The sequence below is a fragment of the Acinetobacter sp. AS5 genome (assembly GCF_048957595.1).
Lineage (GTDB): Bacteria > Pseudomonadota > Gammaproteobacteria > Pseudomonadales > Moraxellaceae > Acinetobacter.
In genome coordinates, this window is record NZ_JARDAL010000013.1 from 38,112 (window position 1) to 50,554 (window position 12,443).

The 12,443-nt window shown below is 44.0% G+C and carries 11 protein-coding genes; 2 read left to right on the plus strand and 9 right to left on the minus strand.

Translation table 11 applies throughout. The features are described from left to right. Positions 1–132: 132 nt before the first annotated feature. Positions 133–573: a D-aminoacyl-tRNA deacylase gene (gene dtd, locus PV763_RS05560; protein WP_044108792.1), complete on the plus strand. Its 441-nt coding sequence runs from the start codon at positions 133–135 to the stop codon at positions 571–573. Positions 574–583: 10 nt separating this feature from the next. Here the strand turns inward: dtd and PV763_RS05565 are convergent, their stop codons facing one another. The 5 genes from PV763_RS05565 to serB all read right to left on the minus strand — a co-directional run bounded on the left by PV763_RS05565 (position 584) and on the right by serB (position 4,875). Next, entirely contained in the window at positions 584–1,024 is a 441-nt protein-coding gene (locus PV763_RS05565) for a hypothetical protein (RefSeq protein WP_044108791.1), read from the minus strand. Between the two features lie 63 nt (positions 1,025–1,087). Beyond that, on the minus strand, positions 1,088–1,567 hold the full coding sequence (locus PV763_RS05570; protein ID WP_044108790.1) for an SCP2 sterol-binding domain-containing protein: 480 nt from the start codon (positions 1,565–1,567) through the stop codon (positions 1,088–1,090). 141 nt (positions 1,568–1,708) lie between these two features. Further along, a complete protein-coding gene (gene aciT / locus PV763_RS05575; RefSeq protein ID WP_004647188.1) occupies positions 1,709–2,044 on the minus strand; it encodes a ciprofloxacin tolerance protein AciT in 336 nt (111 codons plus the stop codon). A gap of 373 nt (positions 2,045–2,417) precedes the next feature. Beyond that, positions 2,418–3,488, minus strand: a complete 1,071-nt coding sequence (locus tag PV763_RS05580) for an RNA-guided endonuclease InsQ/TnpB family protein (RefSeq protein ID WP_004647187.1) — start codon at positions 3,486–3,488, stop codon at positions 2,418–2,420. 166 nt (positions 3,489–3,654) lie between these two features. Next, complete coding sequence (gene serB / locus PV763_RS05585) at positions 3,655–4,875, minus strand: phosphoserine phosphatase SerB (RefSeq protein WP_004647186.1); 1,221 nt, start codon at positions 4,873–4,875, stop codon at positions 3,655–3,657. Positions 4,876–4,952: 77 nt separating this feature from the next. On the opposite strand from serB, the gene PV763_RS05590 reads away from it, so the two are divergent. Continuing rightward, positions 4,953–6,206: a hypothetical protein gene (locus PV763_RS05590; protein ID WP_420937474.1), complete on the plus strand. Its 1,254-nt coding sequence runs from the start codon at positions 4,953–4,955 to the stop codon at positions 6,204–6,206. A 94-nt stretch (positions 6,207–6,300) separates the two neighbouring features. On the opposite strand, the gene ppk1 is transcribed toward PV763_RS05590, so the two are convergent. The 4 genes from ppk1 to mhpT form a co-directional block, all read right to left on the minus strand. Continuing rightward, positions 6,301–8,364, minus strand: a complete 2,064-nt coding sequence (ppk1, locus tag PV763_RS05595; RefSeq protein ID WP_374956089.1) for a polyphosphate kinase 1 — start codon at positions 8,362–8,364, stop codon at positions 6,301–6,303. Between the two features lie 178 nt (positions 8,365–8,542). Next, positions 8,543–9,490: a bile acid:sodium symporter family protein gene (locus PV763_RS05600; RefSeq protein ID WP_420937475.1), complete on the minus strand. Its 948-nt coding sequence runs from the start codon at positions 9,488–9,490 to the stop codon at positions 8,543–8,545. A 128-nt stretch (positions 9,491–9,618) separates the two neighbouring features. Further along, the gene (pncA, locus tag PV763_RS05605; protein ID WP_004729069.1) at positions 9,619–10,248 is read right to left on the minus strand and encodes a bifunctional nicotinamidase/pyrazinamidase; all 630 of its coding nucleotides are present in this window, start codon (positions 10,246–10,248) and stop codon (positions 9,619–9,621) included. Positions 10,249–10,556: 308 nt separating this feature from the next. Continuing rightward, positions 10,557–11,762 carry a 3-(3-hydroxy-phenyl)propionate transporter MhpT gene (gene mhpT, locus PV763_RS05610; RefSeq protein ID WP_121979811.1) on the minus strand — a complete coding sequence of 402 codons (1,206 nt, stop codon included), beginning with the start codon at positions 11,760–11,762 and terminating at the stop codon, positions 10,557–10,559. Positions 11,763–12,443 lie beyond the last annotated feature (681 nt).

Below are 12,443 nucleotides of genomic sequence, written 5' to 3' on the forward strand. Positions count from 1 at the left end.
TTTAATGAATTTATAAAAATTAATCAATTGATTTTCATATATTTAAAGCTCATAAAAACGGCATCTAATACTGCTCCAGATTTTATTCTTGCTACAATCACCTCCATCTATCGTTATCAGTCCATATGTAAAATGCGTGCCTTATTACAAAGAGTTTTAGAAGCTAAAGTCGTGGTCGAGGGTGAAACCACTGGGGAAATTGAAAAAGGAATTCTGGTTTTTCTAGGTTTAGGTAAAGATGACAATCTGGAAAAAGGCAAAAAGCTGATTGATAAGATATTGAAATACCGTTTCTTTGATGATGAACAAGGGAAAATGGGCTGGAATGTTGCCCAAGCCGGCGGTGGTTTATTGCTGGTTTCACAATTTACCTTGATGGCACAGACCCAGAAGGGTTTACGTCCAGACTTTGGCCCCGCTATGCCACCTGCCGAGGCTAAAGCACTTTATGAGCAGCTGGTAGAATATGCCCAAAGCCAGTTTGAACATGTACAAACCGGTATTTTTGCAGCCGATATGAAAGTGCATCTGGTTAATGATGGACCTGTGACGTTTAATCTGGAAGTGGAATGATTTATTTTTATCAGTACTTTGATTTTAGATTGAACGTGGTATCCGCCTCCATATTTGAATTGATTTTAATCCTGATATCGCCGAAGCTGCCTGCTTCAATATAATTATTCACGGCTGCAAACTTAGTCAATCGAAGTTTATTAGGTATTGCTTCGCTGTGGCCTCCCCCTTGCGGATGATTGGGCAAAGGCAATCCGAAGATTGTTAGCCCTGTATCTCCGCTGGAATGGATCTTAAAAGCAATGCTGTCTCCTACAGCAATATTTTTTAGTTTTTCCTCTCCACCCTTATATTGAATGATGACGACAGCTAAATGCTGTTCACTCTGATTTTCCAATAGAATATCAATATCATTCGAAGCAGGCTTACAGGAAATAAGCATAATCAAGATCAACCCGACATAGATTATTTTCATATCACTGTGATTATTATTATTTTTCGACTTATCCATTAAAAAACCGATTACATTTGCATGCAATCGGTTTTTAGTTATTTTTAAAGCTTAGCTCTAAACTTAACGACCCGTTTTCTCTTTAATAAACTGACGTACCATTTTCACTTTTTCTTTGACTGGCTTTGGCAGTTTTGGTGGAATCATTTTTGCCACCTGGTTAAACCAGACCAGCAGGCCAAAGTCGCCTTCCATCTTAATCGTGCCGCTTTGCATCCCGGTCATAAATGCCGTCGGGTCACCTTTGACCAAGGTCTTCACGCCCTGCTCACTGTCGGCAAACTGCAACACAAAATCAGCTTTTTCAGCATCACCCGAAACCGTATCGATATGACCGTTATCCACAATAATCTGACGTGCCATGCCTTCATCCGTACCAATCTGGATACGGAATTGACGTCCATGTACCAGTTCAATGAATTTTGGGCTGGTACGTGCCAACTGCTTCATACGTAAAGCTAAACCTGCGACCAGTAAGTCCAGCGGATCTGTACTCATATCAATAAGAGGAAGTTTTAACACAGGAATGGACGACAGTTTCATGGAGGATGCCTATTCTAATTGTACGAAAATTGACAAATATCCTAGCATAGTTCTGAGCTAGGTGGATTATGCAGTTTGTATCATATTTCCAAACTGAAAAATGCACCCGTGGGTGCATTTTTTTCATTGCAACTTGTAGAATTAACGGCTTGAAAGCTGCTGCTGGTCGTCTTCATACACTGGCGTATGTTCGATGCAACGGCGTTTTGCCAAAGCACGCTCAGCACGACGATCTTCACGCAACAACAGGCCAGTCACGACCATCATGACCGCAGTTAACGCACTCAGATAACTATACGTCATTGGTAGCTCAAACCAAGTTTGAGTTCCTACACGAATCACCTCGATCAGGCCCCATACCAGCATCCCGGCCGCCATAAAGCTTAACCAGCGACGATAAGGCGAGAAGAACACAGCAAGCACAGCTACAGCGACTAAACTGAAGCCCACAATCGTTGCTAAATTCGCTGTTACCATATAACCCCCTCCATCCAGATAGATAGTTTCCGCTTGATATTGCAACGCTTCTATCTATTGAATTTCGTTAAATCAATAAAATGGAATCTGTTGATTTGTATCTCTATGCCTGCATTATGCTGAGTTTTTTGCATAAAAAAAGTCCTGTCATCCAGCCTAACGACATACTTTGTCGCGATATTATATTGTCATTACATTTTTTGCTTTTCACATTTTTGTGGATCAATGACTGCGCCAATGTTGGCGTGTCATTACAAAATTATCAGTAGTTTTTTTAAGTGAAAAAATTATTTTTCCGTTTAAGATGATCGATGTTTTTGTAGCCATATTTCAACTCTTCCTTATATAACTCACATCATAAGCATTGACATCCTCACCCACCTGAAAGGAGGGTGATTCCTACTGCTAGACGCTTATGCCCAAGCGCAAGTATGTTCTTAGCACTGTTCAAATCCCGATCCAGGACACTTGAGCAGTTTTCACATTCCCATACTCTTATTCGCAAATCTGCTCTACCTTTCGGACTGCTTGCGGTGATCTCACCACAGCACGAGCAGATTTGGGTTGTGAAACTTTCGTTGACTTCCTCAAACAATACACTTGCGTTCTCGCATTTATACTTGAGCATTGTTTTGAGTTCTGAAAATCCTGTATCTAAAACCGATTTAGCCATTTTAGTTTTCACAAGTTTTTTAGCACTCAGGTTGCCAACAATAATCAGTGCATTTTCTTTTACAAGCATGGTGCTTGCTTTGTGCAAATGATCTTTACGACAATTTGCAATCTTGGCGTGTAATGCACGAACACGCTTTTTATTCTTCGCTCGTTGAGCAGTACCTAGTTTTTGTTCATATTTTCGATAGAACTTTGGATTTGAAATCACAGTACCATCAGAACAGGTGGCTATATCTTTTAAGCCTAGATCAATGCCAATAGCTTTAGTTGCAGTTGGTTTATCTAACTTAGGTGAATCCACGACCAGGCACACATACCAACGCCCACGACTGTCCTCAACAAATGAGCCTGTTCTAACGGCATATTTGTTTAAACCGTAGCTATCCCATAAGCCAAATTTGGTTTTTCCATACTCAACCCATCCCTCAGCATATTTCAGTCCTGATTTTTTGAATGGTATCCAACCAAGCGATCTTCTTGCTGACTTCTTGTTACTTACACGCCATTTTAATTTTGCTTTTCTAAACTGTTTTCTTTTAGCAGCATATTCTTCCCTAATTGCATCCACCGTTTGGCTATGCAGACCACACAATTTTGAAGTCCCTTTTGTGTATTTAGCCATATCGAATGCTGAGAAAAAATCACCTGTTCTTTTTAGGTGTTTGAAACTTAAATCATTGACATAATTCCAAACAAAGTTCACCTCAGATGCTAATTGGTCTAGCACCTTGCAATGTTTGTCTTTTATGCGTAATTTAAGTGTTTTCATGGGCTTATATTAGCTCATGTTGAATTAAAATTATTGATTCTTAAAAAATAAACGACATTTCATGTCGTGTCGCTTATATCTCTGACCTGAAGAACAGAGTTTTACGCTCCATTTGATAAAAAAACGCGACCCAAAGGTCGCGTTTAAAATCAAGCAAAGCCTGTACTTATGCACGGTTCAGGTCTTTATCATGTACGCCGAGCAGATACAGCACACCGTCCAGACCGACGCTAGAAATCGCCTGATTGGCATTTTGGCGTACCAGAGGTTTGGCACGGAAAGCCACCCCCAGTCCTGCAATGGATAACATAGGCAAGTCATTGGCGCCATCACCGACTGCAATGGTTTGTTCCAGGGAAATTCCCATCTCCTGGGCGATTTCACCGAGCAAGAAGGCTTTACGCGCGCCATCGACAATATGGCCTTTGACTTCACCGGTAACCACACCATCCTGCACATCAAGCGCATTGGCATGTACTTCATCAATATCCAGTTTAGTTTGCAGATATTCCGCAAAATACTGAAAACCTCCAGAAAGAATTGCAGTACGGTAACCCAATGCTTTCAAAGTCGAAATCAGGCGTTCAGCCCCTTCAGTAATGGTCAGGCGCTCGGCAATTTTCGGCAGTACCGATGCGTCCATACCTTTTAACAAGGCAACACGGGCACGGAAGCTTTGCTGGAAGTCTAGCTCGCCTTGCATGGCACGTTCGGTAATTTCTGCAACCTGCTCACCAACACCGGCTTCAATTGCCAATTCGTCAATCACTTCCTGCTCGATCAGGGTCGAGTCCATATCAAAGCAGACCAGACGGCGGTTACGGCGATAGGCATTGTCTTCCTGAACCGCGACATCGACATTCAGTTCATTCGACAGGCTGAGACAGGCCGCACGCATGGCAGCTGCATCCAGCATTTGTCCACTGAGGCCAAACTGGACACAGGCACGTTTTGGACCGGCACTCTGACCATCTAAAACGGGGCGACCAGACAGACGGGTCACGGTTTCAATATTAAAACCCTGGCCCGAGACAATCTGGGTCACGGCTTGCAGATGAGAGGCATTTAATTCAGGGGCCAATGCCGTTACGATATAACGTGTGCGTCCACCCTCTTTGACCCACTGCTCATATTCAGTTGCAGAGATCGGTTTAAAGCGCACGGTTAACCCGATATCATGTGCTAGAATCAGGATCTCCTTCATGGCTAATGCGGTTGCAGTCTGGTCTTCAGAGGCAACAACAATACCTAAGGTTAGCTGATTATGAATAACCGCTTGCCCTACATCTAAAATCTGTAGGGAATGAGCGGACAAAACCTGCATTAATCGTGTAAATTGATTAGGCTGGTCAGGTCCTAAGAATGATATAAGAATGATTTCTCGCATGAATTGACTCGGGTCTGAGCTACAACTATTGTTAGAATCATAATCGAAATTGAACAGAATTGCCTTGGAAGTTTACGTTGAATGCGCCTAGACAAGGGCTATTTGCTAGCCTATTGATTGTAAGTTTTGCTCTGCATACCTTTTTACTGGTATTGGCAACCACTCACCAACTGAATGAAAACCGTGCCAATCAGGGACAGCTGATCACCAGTCAACTGGTGACAGACAGCCTGTCTGAGCTTGAACCGCCCAACCGCGTTTCTCTGGCTTTGCTGGCAAATCGTTATGCCACCAATCCAAGTGTAGCTTCCATTCGAATTCTGGATGCGAAAGCTCAGGTTTTAGCCACTGGTGGATTGACCAAAACTCGCGAGGGTGAAGTTTTTGTCCGTGATGCGCTGCAAAACGAGAAAAAAGTCGGTGTGATTGAAATCACCCTGATTGAACCAAGTATTGGTGAAATTCTGCGCACGCAATGGCTGGCGATTCTGTTCTCGTTCATTATTCACGCGTTAATCTGGGTGGCTTACCGTGCCATTGCCCGTCCAAGCCGGACTGAATATCTGGCGCGCATCAATAACGAATCGCGGCTGAAATTCGAGATTCAGACCCTGACCCAGGCATTGGAACAGGAAAAGCATAATGCGGCACTGGCGATTGCCCAAGCCCAACAGGCAGTGAAAAATAAAGCCAAAGAAAAAGAACATAAGCCGGCGGTACTGGAGAGCGATAGCCTGAGCTTAAACATCCAGTTCTACGATCCAAAACAATTACTGGATAGCGTGAATAAAACCGTTTCAGTGCCTTATTTCAATCTCTGCCAGATTTTCCTGAATAAAGCCACCGAACTCTGTGTGCAACGCTATAAATTGAATAGTTCTGATATTTGTACCGTACATAAATTTGATGAAAAAGGTGCCACCATTAGTATCGCGGCAGACAAACCGAATGCCCTGGCCTCCCTGACCATGATCAGTGCCGTGTTCCAGCTGCTTTCGGAAGTGCTGTATAAACGCTATCGTGAAGAAAAACGTTTTGTGCTACAAACCCGTAGCGCGATTGCTTCTAAAGTCGAGGAGATGCAGCTCAGCTCGGTACAGGCCGCTGAGCGCCTGACTCAGCATCTGGTCGCGAAAGAAAGTGCCTTACATGTACCGAACACCTTGCTGAAAGATGTGAGTGATCACTTCCAGCTGGTCAGCATGCCGAATCCAACCAATGTCCTGACCCGTCATGCTTTTGTGGTGAATGGGATGGATGCTGAAAGCGCCGAGCTGGCACAGACTTTTAGAACCGAAATTCTAAAATCCAAACAGTCCAAAGCCTCATAAATATCACTGAATATTGCAATTAAAAAAGCCGGATTCAATATCCGGCTTTTTGATGGGTACAAAACAAATACGCCAGCGTATCTTGGCCTACCCTTTAAATTTTTAACTGTTTTTGTTCCAGCAGATATTGCTGGGCATTATAAGGCTGGGCCGGATACTGACAAGGGACTTTATGCCACTGACCATCGGCATCTAACTCCCATGCATTTTGACAATCTTTTAAATAGCTAATCAGGCCATCTTTATAAATCCGTTTTTTCAGCTCTGGATCCAGCACCGGGAAACAGGTTTCAACTCTGGAAAACAGGTTGCGCCCCATCCAGTCGGCACTGGCACAATACAGTTTCTTGGCGCCGCCATGCTCAAAATAATAGACTCGGGTATGTTCCAGGAAACGTCCGACGATTGAACGGACCTGGATATTTTCTGACATGCCGGTGACTTGTGGAATCAGGCAGCAGATTGAACGCACAATGAGGTCAATTTTCACCCCAGCCTGTGACGCCTGATACAGGGCAGCAATCAATTGCGGTTCAGTCAACGCATTCACTTTGATGATGATATGCGCGGCTTTTCCAGCCAGGGCAAATGCCTTTTCCTGCTCAATCAGTTTCAGCAGTTCGCTATGCAGGGTAAACGGTGCATGCAGCAAGGCTTTCAGTTTGGCCATTTTGCCCATGCCGGTCAGTTCCTGGAACATGCGATGCACATCTTCACAGATATCCGGCTGTGTGGTCATCAGGCCATAATCGGTGTACATGCGGGCATTACCGGCATGATAGTTTCCGGTGCCCAAATGCGCATAACGCAGTAATTCCTGATTTTCACGCCGGACGATCAGAATCATTTTGGCATGGGTTTTATAACCGACGATGCCATAGACCACCACTGCCCCGGCTTCTTGCAGGATATTGGCCACCATAATATTGGATTCTTCATCGAAACGTGCCCGCAGTTCAATCACGGCTGTGACTTCCTTGCCATTCCGTGCGGCTTCTGCCAGCACCTGAACAATTTCCGAATCCGGACCACTGCGGTACAGGGTCTGCTTGATCGCCAGCACCGCCGGATCCTTGGCCGCTTCGCGCAGCAAAGTAATCACCGGCTGGAATGAATCAAAAGGATGATGCAGCAGCACATCCTGCGCTTTCAAAATTTCAAAAATACTTTTCTGTTTACGGAAAATTTTGGGAATCACCGGACTAAAATGCGGATACTTTAATTCCGGACGCTCAAAGCTGGTACTCAGGCGGGACAAATTGATTGGTCCATCAATCCGGTACAGTTCCTGTTCCGTCAGATTAAATTCATCCAGCAAATAGTCGATGATGTTCTGTGGAGAGTCATTTTCAATTTCCAGACGTACTGCACGACCAAAGCGGCGCGAACACAGTTCGTCTTTTAAGGCCACGGCCAGATCATCGACATCTTCCGACAGTACCAGATCGGCATTGCGGGTGACCCGAAAGGCATAACATCCGGTCGCTTTCATGCCGGGAAACAAATCACTGATATGCTGCTGGATGATCGCAGTCAGAAAAATCTGGGTGGTATTATTTCCGGCAACGTCTTCCGGAATTTTAATCAGGCACGGTAAAGAACGGGGTGCCGGCACAATTGCCATCTCGATTTCACGGCCAAAGGCATCTTTACCTTCCAAGCTGATAATAAAGTTCAGACTTTTATTCACCAAACGTGGAAAAGGATGTGAAGGATCCAGACTGATCGGGGTCAGTACCGGTTGCACTTCTTTGGCAAAAAAGGCTGCAATCCAGGCCTTGTGTTTTTCCAGAAGATCCTGATATTGAAGAAACTGAATCCCTTGCGCCTGGAGTTCAGGCAAAATTGCATGATTCAGAACCTCATACTGTTTGTTCACTGTGGCATGAATGGACTGGGACAGTTCTTGTAGAATCAGCTCGGTGGGTACAGCATCAGGCGTCCGGGTAGTCGCATTCAGATCTTGCTGTTTCATCAGCCCGGCAATCCTGATTTCAAAAAACTCATCCAGGTTACGGGAAAAAATAATCAGGAAGTTTAAGCGCTCTAAAATCGGTAAATTCGGATCGAGTGCTTGTGCCAAGACACGACGCTGAAATTCAAATAAGGAAAGTTCCCGATTAAAATAGGTCGCTGACGAATGCTGAAATTGTTCCATGCCCTCTCAATGCTGCTGATTACAGTCTGTTGTTTCACATCATTGAGGGGCGATCTTAGGCAGACTTTATGACACTTATGTTACAAAGCTTGATAAATCTATATAGATTAATATTTTAATTTCTTCACATTATAAAAAATCATCCTCTGGCTTGTTGCGCGCTGTCATCAAACTGCAATTAGGTGTCTGTTTTTTCAGTTTGTCTGGCAGCCCAATAAGTGGCTAAAGCTGGCCCTGAAATATTATGCCACAGGCTAAAAATGGCGCTTGGCAAAGCTGTCATTGGAGATGCAGCAAAATGGGTCGCCGCCAAAGCCACACCCAGACCAGAATTCTGCATACCGACTTCAATGGATACTGCACGACAGTCTATTTCTGCCAAGTGAAATATACGACTGGCCCAATAACCCAGTAAATAGCCCATACCATTGTGTAAGGCCACGATTCCTAAAATCATTAACCCAGACTCCAGAATCTGGGCTTTACTGCCGGCAATAATCGCCGCGACAATTGCCACAATCGCAATCACAGAAATCAACGGCATGACCTGAATATAGGCCGTGACTTTTTGCTTGAGTAGCGCCCGTACGATTAAGCCCAGAATAATTGGGAATAACACCACCTGTAAGATCGACACCAGCATCGACCAGGCATTGATCTCAATCCACTGACTGGCCAACATATAGAAAATGGCCGGAGTTAAAATGGGCGCCAGTAAAGTCGAAACCGAGGTACAGGCGACCGACAAGGCAGTATTGCCCTTGGCCATATAGGTAATCACATTGGATGCAGTTCCGCCCGGACAGCAACCCACCAAGATTACCCCGATCGCAATCTCTGGTGGCAGCTGGAACAGCTTGCACAGCAAAAAGGCCAAGCTCGGCATCACCATAAACTGGGCGACGACGCCAATCGCTACTGCCTTCGGAATTTGCAAGACACTTTTAAAATCACCTATCGTCATGGTCATACCCATGCCGAACATAATGATGCCCAACATCCACGGAATATAAGCCCGTAACCACACAAAAGCCTCGGGGATCATCAAGGCAATGCCGGAAAAAAGGACCACCCATAAAGCAAAGGTTTTTTGGACAAATTGGCTAAACTGGAGCAAGGCTGACATGGGTTTCATCCAGGTGACATTAAGGGAGAAAAAGCAAGATAAAACAGGCACACGTTGATGCCTGATTTTTTATATTTAAATATAAATAAGATCAAAGGAATATTTAAATTCTATCCCTATCCAGCTTTTTAAGCAGCTTGAACAATATCTTTCACATAGATACGTTTTACGCCATGCGACAGCATATCCTGCCAGGCATGTTGCAAGGAACCATTCAGGTCAATGCCCTTGGTGGCATCGGCAATCACATAGGTCTTAAAGCCCAGTTCGCAGGCATCGATTGCAGTCCAGGCCACACAAAAGTCCGTAGCAATCCCGACCACAAATACGGTATCAATCCCACGTTCACGCAGATAACCAGCAAGACCGGTAGTGGTTTTCTGGTCGGCTTCCATAAAGGCCGAGTAACTGTCGATCTGGGAATGAAAGCCCTTGCGAATGATGAGTTGTGCTTGCGGTAAATTTAAATCCGGATGCAGTTCGGCATCGCGTGTCCCTTGCACGCAATGCTTTGGCCATAAAACCTGACTGCCATAATCCAGCTGAATGCTGTCATAGGCTGCTTTGCCGGGATGGTTGTCTGCAAAAGAGATATGGTTGTCCGGATGCCAGTCTTGGGTCAGGATAATATGCTTAAAATGCTGCCCCAATAGATTAATATTTGGAATAATCTGGTCAGCATTGGCTACAGCCAGATTGCCTCCCGGGGTAAATCCTCTTTGTACGTCTACGACCAGTAAAGCGACATTATTCTGCATCTGTTTTCATCCATTGAAATTTCGATTTATGCCCAAGCATAGCGCAAAATACTCGAGGATTTTTAGCCCTGCTGCTAAAAATGGCATGACTGTGTATTCTCGGCATGTGTATATGAGCAAATCAATAGATTCATTGTTTTTGACAAATATGAGATGAGTTCCGGGCTTGTATCAAGCTAGATCTCTACAAAAAATAAGTTTTAAGATATAAAGTGATGAGCCTTTCTAATTAGAAAACAGTATATTTAATTCTTAAATTCTGAAAATAAAAAAGCCTGCAAAAGCAGGCTTTTTAAAATCTTGGAACATTACACTTTAGTGCGGTTCACCAGGAACAGCATACATAATGCAGAGATGATGATACATGGGATCGCAGCAGTAATGATCCCCGCAGCGCCAAAACCTGCCGTCAGTAACTGACCGGCGATGACTGGACCCAGCATGGCACCGATACGGCCAACTGCAGACGCAACACCAACACCAGTACCACGCACTTCAGTCGGATAAACGATACTACCGAAGGCATACAGTACACCCTGACAACCAATCACGAAGGCACCGGCCAATGCGGCGGCCATATACATCTGGTTCAGCGAGCTTGCACCATTCAGCGCCAGTAGACCTGCCAGAATGCCCCCGTACATCAACAGGATCACATAGGCTTTCTTCCAGCGGTCGGTCAGCATACCCAGAATAATCGTACCCAGGGTCGCTGTAACCATGAAGTAGAATTGTGCGGTTGAGCCATCTTTACGTGTGAAGCCGAGTTCCATAAACAATGATGGCAACCAGCTCAACATGATGTAAACCACCATCAAGGTAAAGAAGTAGCTTACCCAGATACATAGCGTACGTAACAGGTTGTCCGAATTAAACAAGTCCTTGAATGAACCCTGCGGTGCAACAGCAAGTTCTGCAGCCGTTTTGTTCTGTGCTTTCAGGTATTCCTTCGATTCAGGCAAAAATAGCATCATCAGCGGAATGGCAAAAATCGGTAACAGGCCACCAAGATAGAAAACATTTTTCCAGTTGGCACCAAATTCAGTCGCAGCAACCAAAGATAAAATCGCTGCACCGACTGGCATACCGCAGTACATCAAACCTACTGCACGGCCACGATTTTGTGGAGAGACTGCTTCAGAAGCAAGTGTAATCAGAATCGGCATCGCGCCGCCCAGACCTGCTCCAGCCAGGAAACGCACTGCCAGCAAGCTGTTAAAGCTATTGACCCAGACGGTACATAAGGTAAATACAGCAAATATTGCTGTCGACCAGATCAACACTTTCTTACGGCCAATGCGGTCCGCAAATCGGCCACCAACCAGTGCACCCGGTAATAAACCCAGAATCCCTGCACTAAAAAACACACCCAACTGGGAACTATCGAGACCAAAATGCTCACGAATACCTGCAGCAGCAATTCCGGCTGCCTGAATATCTAAGCCTTCAATCACCGCAATCAGAAAACAGATGGCGACCGTGACGATAGCATGCTTATTGTCTGATTTTTCCATTGGATTATCCTTGTTCAATCAGCGTTACAAAAGACAGCCATCATCTATGAGCCTGATTGCAGAAATAACTATCAATAAGTTGAACGTTTTGCTTGGATATTCCAAAAGGGGCTGAAGTAAATCAATTGAAGATGCTGACTGATAAAGTCGCAAAAACACTTAATCAGAACATCATAAAGTTCAAGACTTAGACTTTAAGGCTTATACATCAAGTTAAAAAATTAACCGATAAGAAAAAAAATTCTCAATTTATTGATATTTAAAAAAGATTAGTCTTAATAGTTTTTGTCTTTATTTGTCTGGGTACAAGAGTGCGATCAAGATGTACGAGATCTCAATTTATCCAATATAACTATTATTCCAAAATCAAAAGGCATAAAAATCGCAGTTTTCAGCTGATCTTTTTGCACAAGCCTTATCATTATTGGGTTCATTTGGGGCAATATCTTCTTTTGTCTAGACTAGAGACATAACTTTGGTCTCAGGATTTTGCTTTATAAATCATCTTATTTATTACTTGATTGTTTCCAAAAGGCTTTGTATAAAGAATTCAGTAGCTTTTACTAAAGCATATTGTTCTTATGCGTTTGATCAGTCATAATTTGCATAAGCAATATTCAATTCAATGCAAATCTATTGAATTTGCTATAAATCAAAATACAAATCCATCCCAATTTATGT

Coding starts and splice junctions, on each gene's coding strand:
- PV763_RS05570 (WP_044108790.1), bottom strand. CDS start 1,567: ATGAAACTGTCGTCCATTCCTGTGTTAAAACTTCCTCTTATTGATATG.
- ppk1 (WP_374956089.1), bottom strand. CDS start 8,364: ATGGAACAATTTCAGCATTCGTCAGCGACCTATTTTAATCGGGAACTT.
- aciT (WP_004647188.1), bottom strand. CDS start 2,044: ATGGTAACAGCGAATTTAGCAACGATTGTGGGCTTCAGTTTAGTCGCT.
- PV763_RS05565 (WP_044108791.1), bottom strand. CDS start 1,024: ATGGATAAGTCGAAAAATAATAATAATCACAGTGATATGAAAATAATC.
- PV763_RS05600 (WP_420937475.1), bottom strand. CDS start 9,490: ATGTCAGCCTTGCTCCAGTTTAGCCAATTTGTCCAAAAAACCTTTGCT.
- pncA (WP_004729069.1), bottom strand. CDS start 10,248: ATGCAGAATAATGTCGCTTTACTGGTCGTAGACGTACAAAGAGGATTT.
- mhpT (WP_121979811.1), bottom strand. CDS start 11,762: ATGGAAAAATCAGACAATAAGCATGCTATCGTCACGGTCGCCATCTGT.
- serB (WP_004647186.1), bottom strand. CDS start 4,875: ATGCGAGAAATCATTCTTATATCATTCTTAGGACCTGACCAGCCTAAT.
- PV763_RS05580 (WP_004647187.1), bottom strand. CDS start 3,488: ATGAAAACACTTAAATTACGCATAAAAGACAAACATTGCAAGGTGCTA.
- dtd (WP_044108792.1), top strand. CDS start 133: ATGCGTGCCTTATTACAAAGAGTTTTAGAAGCTAAAGTCGTGGTCGAG.